Annotated in this window: 12 protein-coding genes; 8 read left to right on the top strand and 4 right to left on the bottom strand. The window is 45.9% G+C overall.

All coding sequences use genetic code 11. The features are described 5' to 3' along the window. Positions 1 to 3 precede the first annotated feature (3 nt). On the top strand, positions 4 to 948 hold the full coding sequence (locus RBH91_RS16295) for a DHH family phosphoesterase (protein ID WP_076763287.1): 945 nt from the start codon (positions 4 to 6) through the stop codon (positions 946 to 948). A 155-nt stretch (positions 949 to 1,103) separates the two neighbouring features. Here RBH91_RS16295 and RBH91_RS16290 read toward each other — a convergent pair whose 3' ends face one another. The 3 genes from RBH91_RS16290 to RBH91_RS16280 all read right to left on the bottom strand — a co-directional run bounded on the left by RBH91_RS16290 (position 1,104) and on the right by RBH91_RS16280 (position 2,232). After that, a complete protein-coding gene (locus RBH91_RS16290) occupies positions 1,104 to 1,283 on the bottom strand; it encodes a YtzJ family protein (protein ID WP_076763284.1) in 180 nt (59 codons plus the stop codon). A 107-nt stretch (positions 1,284 to 1,390) separates the two neighbouring features. Continuing rightward, on the bottom strand, positions 1,391 to 1,894 hold the full coding sequence (gene ytrI / locus RBH91_RS16285; protein ID WP_076763281.1) for a sporulation membrane protein YtrI: 504 nt from the start codon (positions 1,892 to 1,894) through the stop codon (positions 1,391 to 1,393). Next, the gene (locus RBH91_RS16280; protein WP_076763349.1) at positions 1,891 to 2,232 is read right to left on the bottom strand and encodes a sporulation membrane protein YtrH; all 342 of its coding nucleotides are present in this window, start codon (positions 2,230 to 2,232) and stop codon (positions 1,891 to 1,893) included. Before RBH91_RS16280 ends, ytrI begins: the two co-directional genes overlap by 4 nt. A 137-nt stretch (positions 2,233 to 2,369) precedes the next feature. On the opposite strand from RBH91_RS16280, the gene dnaE reads away from it, so the two are divergent. The 7 genes from dnaE (at position 2,370) to RBH91_RS16245 (ending at position 12,770) form a co-directional block, all read left to right on the top strand. Beyond that, the gene (dnaE, locus tag RBH91_RS16275) at positions 2,370 to 5,714 is read left to right on the top strand and encodes a DNA polymerase III subunit alpha (protein ID WP_307892225.1); all 3,345 of its coding nucleotides are present in this window, start codon (positions 2,370 to 2,372) and stop codon (positions 5,712 to 5,714) included. 143 nt (positions 5,715 to 5,857) lie between these two features. Next, the gene (locus RBH91_RS16270; protein ID WP_307892224.1) at positions 5,858 to 7,093 is read left to right on the top strand and encodes an NADP-dependent malic enzyme; all 1,236 of its coding nucleotides are present in this window, start codon (positions 5,858 to 5,860) and stop codon (positions 7,091 to 7,093) included. Between the two features lie 359 nt (positions 7,094 to 7,452). Further along, on the top strand, positions 7,453 to 8,328 hold the full coding sequence (gene accD, locus RBH91_RS16265; protein WP_307892223.1) for an acetyl-CoA carboxylase, carboxyltransferase subunit beta: 876 nt from the start codon (positions 7,453 to 7,455) through the stop codon (positions 8,326 to 8,328). Continuing rightward, positions 8,313 to 9,290, top strand: coding sequence for an acetyl-CoA carboxylase carboxyl transferase subunit alpha (accA, locus tag RBH91_RS16260; RefSeq protein WP_076763270.1), 978 nt, complete (start codon positions 8,313 to 8,315; stop codon positions 9,288 to 9,290). The genes accD and accA overlap by 16 nt, the downstream gene beginning before the upstream one ends. A gap of 240 nt (positions 9,291 to 9,530) precedes the next feature. Continuing rightward, positions 9,531 to 10,490, top strand: a complete 960-nt coding sequence (gene pfkA, locus RBH91_RS16255; protein ID WP_076763267.1) for a 6-phosphofructokinase — start codon at positions 9,531 to 9,533, stop codon at positions 10,488 to 10,490. Positions 10,491 to 10,514: 24 nt separating this feature from the next. Continuing rightward, the gene (pyk, locus tag RBH91_RS16250) at positions 10,515 to 12,272 is read left to right on the top strand and encodes a pyruvate kinase (protein WP_307892222.1); all 1,758 of its coding nucleotides are present in this window, start codon (positions 10,515 to 10,517) and stop codon (positions 12,270 to 12,272) included. Positions 12,273 to 12,383: 111 nt separating this feature from the next. Continuing rightward, positions 12,384 to 12,770 carry an FxsA family protein gene (locus RBH91_RS16245; RefSeq protein ID WP_076763262.1) on the top strand — a complete coding sequence of 129 codons (387 nt, stop codon included), beginning with the start codon at positions 12,384 to 12,386 and terminating at the stop codon, positions 12,768 to 12,770. 39 nt (positions 12,771 to 12,809) lie between these two features. Here RBH91_RS16245 and ytvI read toward each other — a convergent pair whose 3' ends face one another. Beyond that, on the bottom strand, positions 12,810 to 13,925 hold the full coding sequence (gene ytvI, locus RBH91_RS16240) for a sporulation integral membrane protein YtvI (protein ID WP_307892221.1): 1,116 nt from the start codon (positions 13,923 to 13,925) through the stop codon (positions 12,810 to 12,812). Between the last annotated feature and the right edge of the window lie 49 nt (positions 13,926 to 13,974).

Below are 13,974 nucleotides of genomic sequence, written 5' to 3'. Positions count from 1 at the left end.
GGCATGAAAAACGAATTGATCAGAACCATATCATTATATGACACTATCATTATACATAGACATGTGAGACCAGATCCAGATGCTTATGGATCTCAATGCGGCCTTACGGAAATCCTGAGGGCAACCTATCCGGAAAAAAATATTTTTGCAGTCGGAACACCTGAACCATCCCTGTCGTTTTTATATACCCCTGATGTCATTGAAGACGCTGTGTACGAAAATGCACTTGTCATCGTCTGCGATACAGCCAATCAAGGGAGAATTTCCGATTCGCGCTACCATTTAGGCAGCAAGCTGATCAAAATCGACCATCATCCGAATGAGGATCAGTATGGCGATCTTTTATGGGTTGATACAAGTGCAAGCTCAACGAGCGAAATGATTTATGAATTATATCTGGCCGGAAAAGAAGCGGCGGGCTGGAAGCTTCCTGTAAAGGGAGCGGAACTGATTTATGCGGGCATCGTCGGCGACACCGGACGCTTTCTCTTTCCGAATACAACAAAAAAGACATTGAAATATGCCGGAGAGCTGATCGAATATCCTTTTTCTTCCCAGGAGCTTTTCGATCAATTATATGAGACAAAATTAAACGTTGTGAGGCTGAACGGATACATTTATCAAAATGTCTCCCTGTCCGAAAACGGCGTTGCCTCCGTTTTCATCACTCAGGACATTTTGAAGCAGTTCAATATTACACCGTCTGAAGCTTCACAGCTTGTCAGCACGATTGGCAATATTTCAGGCATTAAGGCATGGGTGTTTTTTGTGGAGGAAACCGATCAAATCAGGGTAAGGCTTCGGTCGAAAGGACCGATTGTCAATGAAGTCGCGAAAAAATACAACGGCGGAGGCCATCCGCTCGCGGCCGGCGCTTCCATTTATGACTGGAAAGACGCCGAACATGTCATCGCCGATTTGGAGCGGATATGTAAAAAAGGCAAATAAGAGGGGGAGTCCCCCTCTTTTTGTGCAGTTTGACTGTAAGCGTTTGCATTTCGTGTCTGCGGGATATGAAGAATCCCCGCTTGAACGCGCCCGTCGAAAAGCTAAACTGGCTATGTTTGTAAGCATCCTTTTAGCGTAGACGCATGTATTCTTGCTTATTCAGGGATAAACCAGGATCCAAGATCTGTCACATCCTCATAGACATGGATGTTTTGAGCTTGCAATTCTTTTTTGATAAGGGACGCGAGACTTTCAGTTTCCGCATAAGCTGAAAAACCGAGCTTGATTCGGTTGACTTTATCTCTTGCCAGCTGATGGTAACTGTAAATGTACATTCTGCTTTCCTCCCTTTTTTAGCTTTCGTATCGCTTACTGTCAGTTTAAAATAAAATATGGAAAAAAGCGACGAATGTCTTTAAATAGTTAAAAAAAATCCATATTTTTATTCCGAAAAGGATATTTTAATTTCTACGGAAAGCCTTGTATAAATCGTCAGTTCAGCGACCTTCGCTTTGTAGGTTTTATCGTTTATCGTATATACTTTGTTTTCAATCGTCCGCTTTAAAAGCTCTTTTGTTCGATAGACGCTTTCAATATCCTTTGTAATCACATCGGAAATATTATCGCGGATGTGCTCCTCAAAGTTCATCATGTCAGGCTGGGACAGCTTATATTGTTTGCCGTTGATCAGCTTGACATCCACACTTTGTATCAGCAGCTTTCTTTTGTTATCCTCATTCAGCTTGTGGAGATCTTCCCGATAAATGGTGATCTGATCATTTAAATCTTTGATGCGCTCCTTCTGCTCCCGAATCATCACGACCTGTTCCTCCTGAAAGGTTCCGTACGTAAACAGGAAAACGAACCAGCTGATGATGGCTCCGCACATCATTCCTGCAAAAAAACGCTGCCACCCGGGTTTTTTATAGTAAGGGGGGATTCTCATGAGGAAATATGCTCCTGTGTCAGCCAATTGATGATCAGAAACCCTGTCTGCGCTCCTCCCATAGCCGAAAGAATCAGGAGAAGCTGCTTCACGATGTCTCTCGTATTGCCTTCGAAGATGCCTCGCTCAAAGCTGTAGACCGCATCAAACGTACCGCCGATTGCTGCAACCAGCGCCCAGATTTTCAGGCGGTTTGCAAGGCTTGTAATAATCGTCAAAGGCGGCTGGCCTGATAAATAAGCGCCGATTCCGCCGATTAAAGCACCGCCGAGAAGAACGCCCAGAGCAATAAAATAACAGCTGATAAAGTTTGGAAAAAAGGGCTGTTCAGGGTCCATTCCGATCACCTCACCTTCTAACATGATATGGACAAAGAAAGACAAGTATGATTGATGATAAAAAAAGAACATTTGTTTCTCATTGATTCACATCTTATAATGAAAAGAGATGGCTCGAAAAAGGAAGGGGTGACAGAATGCCTTTTGTTCACCTGCAAGTACATAGCGGCTACAGTTTATTAAACAGCGCCGCATCTGTAGAGGATCTCACTGCCAAGGCGAAAGAGCTGGGCTACAGCGCATTGGCGCTGACGGATGACGAGGTCATGTACGGAGCGGTAGAGTTTTATAAAGCATGCAAAAAACGCGGAATCAAGCCGATTATCGGGCTGACCGCAGCCGTTTTGACTGATGAAAAAGAACAGATTGCATATCCGCTCGTTCTTTTGGCGAAAACAAACAAGGGATACAAAAACCTGCTGAAAATCAGCAGCGTTTTGCAGTCAAAATCAAAAACAGGCATCAAAGAAAAATGGCTCAAAAGCTATCATGAAGATATCATTGCGCTGACAACAGGTGAGACAAGCTATGTTGAAGCGCTTTTAAAAGAAGGGCTGGTTGAGGAGGCGCAAGAGGCCGCTCTCCGATACAAATCAATCTTCGGAGAAGACAGCTTCTATTTGTCGTATCAGCCGTACAAGGCGGACCCGCTTCTTTCCAAACGCATTCTTGAGCTGTCCGCAACAACAGGAATTCCGGTTGCCGCATCAGGCGATGTGCGGTATATCGATAAAGAGGATGTGACAGCCTATACCTGCTTAAAGGCGATTAAGGCGGGGGAGAAGCACGATGGAGACCTGCAGGCTGAAGGGGATCAAAATCTGGATCTAAAACCGCCGGCTGAAATGCTTGACATATACCGCGACCATCCGGACGCATTGGAAAATACCGTGAAGATCGCAGGGCAATGCTGCGTCGATTTGAGCCTCGGCCAGACGCGCCTGCCCAAATATCCCGCTCCGGCCGGAAGGAATGCGGACGATTATTTAGCAGAACTTTGCTTTGCCGGTCTCAGCAAGCGGTTTGCCGATCCTCCGCACGAATATGTGAGCCGGCTTGAATATGAGCTTTCTGTTATTAAAGACATGGCGTTCAGCGACTATTTTCTGATCGTTTGGGATTTTATGAAATTCGCACACGAAAACGGGATTATTACCGGGCCGGGCCGCGGTTCTGCCGCTGGTTCTTTAGTCGCCTATGCGCTGTTTATTACCGATGTAGATCCGATCAAGCACAAGCTTCTGTTTGAACGGTTTCTAAATCCAGAACGGATCAGCATGCCGGATATTGATATCGATTTTCCGGATGTGAGAAGAGACGAAGTCATTCAGTACGTCAAAGATAAATACGGTGCATTGCACGTCGCACAGATTATTACATTCGGCACATTGGCCGCCAAAGCGGCGCTGAGGGATGTCGGCCGGGTGATGGGCATCAGCCCGAAGGAAGCCGACCAGCTTGCAAAACTGATCCCTTCGAAGCCGGGAGTGACCTTGAAGGAGGCCAGAGAGCTTTCTTCAGAGCTTGCAAAACGCCTCAATGAATCAAAAAGGCTGCAGGAAATATTTAAAACGGCCCAAAAAATCGAAGGATTGCCGCGCCATACATCAATTCATGCGGCAGGCGTCGTTTTAAGCGAAGAGCCCCTGACGAATATTATACCGATCCAGGAAGGCCATGACGGTGTGTATTTGACGCAGTATTCCATGGGCCATCTGGAAGATTTGGGGCTTTTGAAAATGGACTTTCTCGGTTTGCGCAACTTGACGCTCATTGAGTCCATCAAGTCGATGATTGAAAAGAAAGAACGGATAACGATTGACTTCTCGGAGATTTCTTATGAAGATGAACAAACGTTTCAGCTGTTGTCAAAAGGAGATACGACAGGCATCTTCCAGCTGGAATCGGCCGGCATGAGAAATGTTTTAAAAAAGCTGAAGCCGACCAGCCTTGAAGACATTGTCGCCGTCAATGCGTTGTACCGCCCCGGACCGATGGAAAATATTCCGCTGTATATCGAGAGAAAGCATGGACAGGCACCAGTGCATTACCCGCACGAAGATCTGGCTGAGATTTTAAAAGATACGTACGGTGTCATTGTTTATCAGGAGCAGATTATGATGATCGCTTCGCAAATGGCGGGGTTCAGATTGGGGGAAGCCGACCTTTTGAGAAGAGCAGTCGGCAAAAAAAACAAGGAAATTCTCGATACAGAGAGAAATCATTTTATTAACGGGTGTCTGAAAAAAGGATATTCCGCAAAATCAGCCAATGAAGTGTATGATCTGATTGTCAAATTTGCCAATTACGGATTTAACCGCAGCCATGCGGTAGCCTACAGCATGATCGGCTACCAGCTTGCCTATTTAAAAGCCCATTTCCCCCTGTACTTCATGTGCGGCCTGCTGACGAGCGCGATCGGCAATGAGGAGAAGCTGGCTCAGTACATCTATGAAGCGAAAGGAAAAGGGCTGGACATTTTGGGGCCTTCGGTCAACAAAAGCGGCTATCCGTTTGCAGTAGAAAACGGAGCGCTCCGCTATAGTTTGCGGGCTGTGAAAGGCGTCGGAATTTCCGCGGTGAAAGAAATTTACAGAGCGAGAAAGGAAAAGCCATTCGCTGATCTGTTTGATTTTTGCGTTCGAACCTCTGTGAAAATCGTCAACCGGAAAACGATAGAAGCGCTGATTTTTTCCGGGGCAATGGATGAATTCGGCGAAAACCGCGCGACTTTGCTTGCTTCGATTGACATTGCTTTGGAGCATGCCGAATTGTTTGCGGGAGACCATGATCAGCTGGGATTCTTTCTTGATGAAGCCATGACGATCAAGCCGAAATATGCAGAAACGGAAGAAATGCCGCTCGTCGATCTGCTCGCCCGCGAGAAAGAAACGCTTGGCATTTACTTTTCGAACCATCCGCTCTCCGTCCATCGCACCGGGTTAAATCAGGCGGGGGCTCTGCCGATCATTCAGCTGCTCGGTTCCAGTCAGAAAAAAGCCGCTCTCGGCGCGCTTTTGACCAAAATGAAAACGATCCGCACAAAAGCGGGGCAGACGATGGCTTTTCTGGAATTGAGCGATGAAAGCGGAGAAATGGAAGCGGTCGTTTTTCCCGAACAGCTCAGACAATTTTCACCGATATTGAAAGAAGGGGCATCGATTTTTGCAGAAGGCCGTCTTGAAACAAGAAACGAAAAGCGTCAGCTGATCGTCACCGCGGCTTCCCTGCTTGAATCGCTTCATACAAAGAAGCAGCCTTCCGTCTATATCAAAGTGGAAGAAAATCAGCATACCCAAGAAATGCTTGAAAAAATCAGCAGCCTTTTGCTGGAGAACAAAGGGGAGACGCCTGTCTGCATATATTATGAAAAGAAAAAACAAACGATGAAGCTTCCCGACGCCTATAATATAAAGGCCGACCACGCCGTACTGTACAGGCTCAAAAGCGTTGTCGGGGAAAAAAATGTCGTGCTGCGTTAACATTTACATGAGCATATGGGATTAAAAATATCGGGAATTGTGTTATCATTTTTAAGATTCAATTGCTCGTCTTACAAGCATCTTAAAGCAGGAAAACGTAGCAATAATTTAGGCAAAATTCCCTTGAAGGAGTGTTTGTTAACATGTCATTGAAAGAAAAAGCACTGCATATGCACAAAGTCAACCAAGGTAAATTAGAATCAAAATCAAAAGTCCAGGTGCGAAATGCAGATGATTTAAGCCTTGCGTATTCTCCCGGTGTAGCTGAACCGTGTAAAGCGATTTATGATGATAACAGCAAAGTATATGATTATACAATGAAGGGAAACATGGTAGCAGTCGTATCAGACGGAACGGCTGTGCTCGGTCTCGGCAATATCGGCCCTGAGGCTGCCCTTCCTGTCATGGAAGGAAAGGCGGTTCTTTTCAAAAGCTTTGCGGGCGTGGATGCATTCCCGATTTGTTTAAATACTTCAAATGTTGATCAAATCGTTGAAACCGTCAAGCTTCTTGAGCCGACATTCGGCGGTGTCAACCTCGAAGATATTGCGGCTCCAAACTGCTTTGTCATAGAAGAGCGCCTTAAAAAAGAAACAAAAATCCCGGTTTTCCATGATGATCAGCACGGTACTGCGATCGTAACCGTAGCCGGACTTGTCAATGCCCTCAAACTGTCAGGCAAATCGATGTCTTCGGTAAAAGTGGTGGCAAACGGTGCGGGTGCAGCCGGAATTGCAATCATCAAGCTCCTTTATCATTTTGGCGTGCGCGACATCATTATGTGCGACACAAAAGGCGCAATTTATGAAGGCCGTCCGAACGGCATGAACGCGGTTAAAGAAGAGGTGGCAAAGTACACAAACAAAAATCGTATAGATGGCTCGCTAAAAGACGTGATTCAAGACGCGGATGTCTTTATCGGTGTTTCCGTTGAGGGGGCCCTGACAAAAGAAATGGTTGAAAGCATGGCAGACCAGCCGATCATTTTCGCCATGGCCAATCCTAACCCGGAAATCATGCCTGCGGAAGCTCATAAAGCCGGCGCCAGCGTCGTTGGCACAGGACGTTCAGATTTCCCTAACCAAGTGAACAATGTTCTTGCTTTCCCTGGCATTTTCCGCGGTGCGCTGGACGTCCGTGCGACACACATTAACGAAGAAATGAAAATCGCCGCCGTTGAAGCAATCGCCTCACTTGTTTCCGACGAAGAGCTGAAGCCTGAATACGTCATTCCGGCTCCATTTGATCCGAGAGTCGCTCCTGCGGTCGCAAAAGCTGTTGCAAAAGCCGCTATGGAAACAGGAGTGGCAAGGATTGACGTAGACCCTGAAGAAGTCGCTGAAAAAACAAGAAAACTTGCGGTTATCGAAGGAAATTAAACTTCTCATTTTATCAGCGCGTGGCCGCTCTGACTCAAGAGTTGTCACGCGCTGTTTCACGAATGAGATGATCGGTTTTTCCTCTTATTGGGGATGCTTTTAGGGGAATCCGACGGCATGAGGAAATTTTTTTTCGACTCGCTTTTCTGGACTTTTGTATCCGCTCTCAAGGCTTATATATCAATTTGCCAGTCTCTGATCTCGGTCACCTTGATTCGGACTTTGCCGATTAAAAAATGTCGAATTGAGGATGACACGGTTTGACAAAAAAAGTACAATAGTTTCGGTATAGTGATGTTCTAGTCTATGAGCAGGACAGGCATATATGAAGAAACCCTTCAGAAAAGGGAGGTAATCTTTTGTTAAAGGATATATTCAGTAAAAAGAAAAAAAAATACGCTTCCGTTCCTGCGGAAAAAGCAAAGCAGGATGTACCGGAAGGGATCATGACGAAATGCCCTGGTTGCAAAAAAATCATGCTCACAAAAGAGCTCGATAAAAACTTACGGGTTTGCATGAACTGCGGGTACCATCTTCAAATGAACGCGAAGCAGCGTATAAAAAGCCTGCTGGATGATCAATCTTTTGAAGAATTTAATCAGGATCTGGTTTCAGAAAACCCGCTGGAATTCCCGGGATATCTGGAGAAGCTGGAAAAGGACCGGGAGAAAACGTCTTTAAATGAGGCTGTTGTAACCGGAAAAGGCACAATCGACGGTTCTCCGGCGGTTGTTGCAGTTATGGACTCTAACTTCAGAATGGGAAGCATGGGGTCTGTCGTAGGTGAAAAAATTACGCTTGCGATTGAAAAAGCGAGGGAAGAAAACATTCCTTTTATCATTTTTACCGCCTCCGGAGGAGCGAGGATGCAGGAGGGCCTTCTGAGCCTGATGCAGATGGCTAAAACAAGTTCGGCATTAAAGCTGTTCAGTGAAGAAAACGGCTTGATCATTTCGGTCATGACCCATCCGACGACTGGCGGAGTGTCCGCAAGCTTTGCGTCCCTTGGAGATTACAATCTCGCCGAGCCGGGCGCACTGATCGGCTTTGCCGGCCGAAGAATTATCGAACAAACAATCCGTGAAGAACTGCCCGAGGATTTTCAGACCGCGGAATTTTTGCTGAAACACGGTCAGCTTGACTCTGTCGTGAACAGAGCTGACATGAAAAAAACGCTCAGCAACATTTTGAATATGCATCAGACTGGAGGTGATCTCGAGTGGCTGGAGAATTAGAATTTGAAAAGCCGATAATCGAATTGCGTGATAAGATTGCCGAACTGAAAAAATTCACGCAGGATTCAGATATGGATTTAAGCTCTGAAATTACAAAGCTTGAAGCGCGTCTCGAAAGGCTTGAAGAAGATATTTATACAAATCTGAAAGCATGGGACAGAGTCCAGATTGCAAGACATCCAAATCGTCCGACAACGCTTGATTATATAGAACATCTCTTTACCGATTTTTTCGAATGCCACGGAGATCGTTATTTCGGTGATGATGAAGCGATTGTCGGCGGAATCGCCAAATTTCAGGGTCTTCCTGTAACCGTCATCGGCCACCAGCGCGGCAAGGATACGAAGGAGAACATCCGCCGCAATTTCGGGATGCCGCATCCAGAAGGGTACCGAAAAGCGCTGAGACTGATGAAGCAGGCCGACAAATTTAACAGGCCGATTATTTGCTTTATTGATACAAAAGGAGCTTATCCGGGAAAAGCGGCTGAAGAAAGAGGACAAAGTGAAGCCATTGCGAAAAACCTTTTTGAAATGGCAGGACTATCCGTGCCCGTCATCTCGATCGTCATCGGGGAGGGAGGCAGCGGAGGAGCGCTTGCTCTCGGTGTTGCAAACCGCTTATTTATGCTGGAAAACTCAACCTATTCGGTGATTTCTCCCGAAGGAGCGGCAGCGATTCTCTGGAAGGATTCAGGACTTGCAAAAAAAGCGGCTGAAACAATGAAAATCACTGCTCCAGATCTCAAAGAATTAGATATTATTGATCATGTTATAAAAGAAGTAAGAGGCGGAGCACACCGCGATGTGAAACAGCAGGCCGCATATATTGACGAAGTGCTGAAAGATGCGCTCAAGTCCCTGATGAAACTTGACAAAAACGAGCTGATCCAGCAAAGATATGACAAATATAAATCAATTGGAAAAATTTCGACTGAAAACCAATATGTTGGGATAAAATAAGTAAACGTGAGGCCTTTTGGCTCACGTTTATTTTTTATGGTCAAAGAGAAAGTGAAAGGATTGTGTCTTTTACCGCGATTTTTCAAAGAGTTTGTTTAAAATTTATTTAAAAACTTTTTGTTTAATTGTATAATGAGTAAGGTTTTATAAGGGACTTCGGAAAATTTTACATCCCTTTTCATTGTTTTTACGACAATGAACGTGTTAAGGTAAATTATATATGTTTTCGAGGTGAAAAAGATGAAACGTATCGGAGTATTGACGAGTGGCGGGGATTCCCCGGGCATGAACGCGGCTGTTCGCGCGGTTGTCAGGAAAGCGATATACCATAATGTAGAAGTTTACGGAATTTATAACGGATATTCAGGTTTAATCAACGGAAAAATAGAGAAGCTGGAAATCGGTTCAGTCGGGGATATCATTCATCGCGGAGGAACGAAGCTTTATACGGCAAGATGTCCTGAGTTTAAAACAGTAGAAGGACGGGAAAAAGGAATTGAGAATTTAAAAAAATATGGGATAGAAGGATTAGTCGTCATCGGCGGAGACGGTTCTTACATGGGAGCCAAAAAGCTGACAGAACACGGCTTTCCTTGTGTTGGCGTGCCGGGAACGATCGACAATGACATTCCTGGAACAGATTTGACGATCGGATTTGATACGGCATTAAACACCGTTATCGATGCAATCGACAAAATCAGAGACACAGCTACATCCCATGAACGTACATATGTGATAGAAGTAATGGGCCGTCATGCCGGGGATATCGCTCTATGGTCAGGTTTGGCTGGAGGAGCGGAATCCATTCTGATTCCTGAAGCCGATTACGACATGGACGAAATTCTTGCCAGACTGCAAAGAGGACATGAGCGCGGCAAGAAACACAGCATCATCATTGTGGCTGAAGGTGTCGGCAGCGGGGTTGAATTCGGAAAACGAATCGAAGAAGCCACAAATCTCGAAACTAGAGTATCGGTGCTTGGGCACATTCAGCGCGGAGGTTCGCCAACGGCCGCTGACCGCGTATTGGCAAGCCGTCTGGGAGCTTTTGCGGTTGAACTGCTTCTTGAAGGAAAAGGCGGGCGCTGCGTAGGTATTCAAAATAACAAGCTTGTTCATCATGATATTATTGAAATTCTTGAGCACAAACATACCGTTGATCAGAGCATGTACCGCCTGTCCCAAGAACTGTCAATCTAGTGTATAACCCGAGGAGGAAGCAATATGAGAAAGACTAAAATAGTTTGTACAATTGGTCCGGCCAGCGAAAGTATAGAAAAGCTGACTCAGCTGATGGAAGCCGGCATGAACGTTGCGCGTCTAAACTTTTCCCACGGAGATTTTGAAGAGCACGGCGCAAGAATCCAAAACATCCGTGAAGCTGCCAGCAAGCTCGGAAAAGATATAGGTATCCTGCTTGATACAAAAGGACCGGAAATCCGCACACACACAATGGAAAACGGTTCTATAGAACTGGAATCCGGATCACAGCTGATCGTTTCAATGGATGAAGTCATTGGAACAACTGAAAAAATCTCAGTTACATATGACGGATTGATTCATGATGTATCAAAAGGTTCAACCATCTTGCTTGACGACGGTTTGATCGGGCTTGAAGTCACTGAAGTAAACGCGGACAAGCGCGAAATCGTGACGAAGGTGATGAACAGCGGAACATTAAAAAATAAAAAAGGCGTGAATGTCCCTGGTGTCAGCGTGAACCTTCCGGGAATTACGGAAAAAGACGCGAAGGACATCGTCTTCGGAATTGAACAGGGCGTTGATTTTATCGCTGCGTCATTTGTACGCCGTCCGTCAGATGTTCTTGAAATTCGTGAATTACTTGAAGAGCACAATGCAACTGACATTCAAATCATTCCTAAAATTGAAAATCAGGAAGGCGTCGATAATATCGACCGCATTCTTGAAGTATCAGACGGTTTGATGGTTGCCCGCGGGGATTTGGGTGTTGAGATTCCTGCTGAAGAAGTGCCGCTCGTCCAAAAAGAATTAATTAAAAAATGCAATGCGCTTGGCAAGCCTGTTATCACGGCTACACAAATGCTTGACAGCATGCAGCGCAACCCGCGTCCGACACGCGCTGAAGCAAGCGATGTTGCGAATGCGATCTTTGACGGCACTGACGCGATTATGCTTTCCGGTGAAACGGCAGCCGGGAATTACCCTGTCGAAGCGGTACAAACGATGCACAATATTGCATCCCGTTCAGAAGAAGCGCTCAACCATAAAAAAATTCTTTCCGCCAGAAGCAAACAAGTCGGCATGTCGATTACAGATGCGATCGGCCAGTCCGTTGCGCATACCGCGATTAACTTGGAAGTGTCGGCAATCGTAACACCTACAGAAAGCGGCCATACAGCGAGAATGATCTCTAAATATCGTCCGCAGGCGCCGATCGTGGCCGTTACCGTTAACGACTCTGTTTCAAGAAAGCTGTCTCTTGTGTTCGGCGTTTTCGCGACGAGCGGACAAAATCACAGCTCTACAGATGAAATGCTTGAAAATGCCGTGCAAAAGTCATTGGATACAGGCATCGTTCACCATGGTGATTTAATTGTGATTACGGCTGGCGCTGTCGGTGAAGCAGGTACGACGAACTTGATGAAAGTATATGTCGTCGGTGATATCGTTGCAAAAGGGCAAGGAATCGGACGCAAATCTGCATTTGGTGAAGTGGTCATTGCCCAAAATGCAAAAGAAGCGGAAGAAAAAATGAAAGAAGGCGCCATCTTGGTGACAAAAAGCACTGACCGTGACATGATCGCATCCCTTGAAAAAGCGGCTGCGCTGATTACGGAAGAAGGCGGCTTAACAAGTCATGCGGCAGTCGTAGGCTTAAGTCTCGGCATTCCTGTCATTGTCGGTGTGGAAAATGCGTCTTCCATCTTGACAGAAGGAGAAGACATTACGGTCGACTCTGCCAGAGGAGCCGTTTACAGAGGACGTGCAAGCGTGCTTTAATCGCTTAGTTTATCGAAGAAGGGGAAGCCATTTCCCTTCTTTTTTTACAGGCTGAAAAAAGCATGACAAGAGCGGCCGTTCGCTTCAATAAAGAATCATGGGGTGAAAACAATGAAGTTTTTTTTACTATTTCTCGTCATCTTTCCTGCAAGTGAAATCGGCCTGTTCTTATTGTCTGCAAACTGGATCGGTGTGCTGCCGACGGTTTTGCTGATCATATTGACGGGCTTTCTTGGTGCGGCTCTGGCCAAAAGACAGGGGATTGAGGTCTACCACAAAGTCCAGCGTGATCTTCAATACGGAAAGATGCCAGGAGATGCCATCTTAGACGGGCTCTGCATTTTCATCGGCGGCATGCTGCTTTTGCTGCCTGGGTTTTTATCAGATATCATCGGTTTGCTCCTTCTCTTTCCGGCCACACGCAATCGTTTAAAACCATTCTTATCCCGAAGGCTGAAGAAAATGTCTGAAGGCAGGCGGGTCAAAATCATCAAATAAACTTCTGAGGCGGCAGCCTGCTGTAAAGCGGTTTGTCGTTTATTTTTGGTCTCCTTTAATAAAAAGCCATATTTCTGTTAAAATTCCCGTTGTAAAGAGAGCCTGAATGACAACCAGAAGAACGGGGCCCATGATCAGCCCCAGAAACCCAAACAATTTAAAACCGGCAAAAAGGGCGATTAAAGTACCCAAGGGATGGAGGCCGATGGATTGGCTTAAAATTTTCGGCTCGGCAACCTGTCTGAAAAGCAGAACAATGATATACAAAATGCCAAGGCCTATCGCCAGCGGCAGCTGTTTGGCCAGTACTAAATATACAATCCAAGGGACAAATACAGATCCCGCCCCCAGATAAGGAAGAAGATCGACTACTCCGATTAAAAACGCGATCGCAAGCGCGTGATTGACCTTCAATACCAAAAGCCCGATCAGCACGAGCACCATTGTGATCGCAACAAGTGCAAGCTGGGCCTTCAAAAAGCCGGCTAATGCTTTTTTCAGTTCAGCATAAACCGCTGCCGTGCCCGAGATCAGACGATCAGGAAAAACGGTCTGCGCCCTCTCTTTTAACTTGTGAAGATCTTTGCTGATAAAAAAGGTGGCCAGCAGCGAAAAAATCAGCACGGCGGCCGTATTTGGCAGAAATGCAAAAAAAAGCGGCACCATTTCAAGAATTTTAGACAGAAATAAAGCGGTGTTTGAAGCGATTTCACTCCCTAAATTTTGGACCTGTGTGATGATCGATTCCTGCTGGCCGGCTTCAAGTCCATCGAAGAAAGCGGCAAGCCGATTATAAAGCGGCATGATCCTGTTTGTGAAAAAATACTCGATAAAAAGGGCTGCTTTATTAAACTGGGCAGGCAGTATTTTAGCCAAATAGGCTGTCCCAGAGACGATTTCGGCGACGACCAATGTCAAAAAGCCGGCTCCTGCGACCAGAAAGCCACTCAGAACAATCCCGACATTGAGACCCCTCGGAAAATCCGTCCGCTCTTCCAGCCATTCTACAAAAGGGTTGATGATAACAGCGAGTATAAGTGCAATCACAAACGGATAGGTTAACGGAAAAGAGTAGTAGGCAAGCCCTCCTGCAGCCGTGATCAGCAGCAGCACACAGCCTGCCCGCAGTGCAATGGCGATATAGGATTGATTCACTTCTACATCCTCCTGGTCAGAAAGCGTGTCCTCATTTCATTTTATTCAG

This window comes from Bacillus swezeyi (assembly GCF_030908325.1).
GTDB lineage: Bacteria > Bacillota > Bacilli > Bacillales > Bacillaceae > Bacillus > Bacillus swezeyi.
The sequence above is the reverse complement of the archived record's forward strand: the minus strand, read 5'-3'. Positions and strand labels throughout refer to the sequence as shown.

Excerpts from the sequence above, each read along its gene's own strand:
- pfkA (WP_076763267.1), top strand. The coding sequence starts at position 9,531 with ATGAAACGTATCGGAGTATTGACGAGTGGCGGGGATTCCCCGGGCATG.
- RBH91_RS16245 (WP_076763262.1), top strand. The coding sequence starts at position 12,384 with ATGAAGTTTTTTTTACTATTTCTCGTCATCTTTCCTGCAAGTGAAATC.
- RBH91_RS16270 (WP_307892224.1), top strand. The coding sequence starts at position 5,858 with ATGTCATTGAAAGAAAAAGCACTGCATATGCACAAAGTCAACCAAGGT.
- RBH91_RS16295 (WP_076763287.1), top strand. The coding sequence starts at position 4 with ATGAAAAACGAATTGATCAGAACCATATCATTATATGACACTATCATT.
- dnaE (WP_307892225.1), top strand. The coding sequence starts at position 2,370 with ATGCCTTTTGTTCACCTGCAAGTACATAGCGGCTACAGTTTATTAAAC.
- ytrI (WP_076763281.1), bottom strand. The coding sequence starts at position 1,894 with ATGAGAATCCCCCCTTACTATAAAAAACCCGGGTGGCAGCGTTTTTTT.
- RBH91_RS16280 (WP_076763349.1), bottom strand. The coding sequence starts at position 2,232 with ATGGACCCTGAACAGCCCTTTTTTCCAAACTTTATCAGCTGTTATTTT.
- pyk (WP_307892222.1), top strand. The coding sequence starts at position 10,515 with ATGAGAAAGACTAAAATAGTTTGTACAATTGGTCCGGCCAGCGAAAGT.
- RBH91_RS16290 (WP_076763284.1), bottom strand. The coding sequence starts at position 1,283 with ATGTACATTTACAGTTACCATCAGCTGGCAAGAGATAAAGTCAACCGA.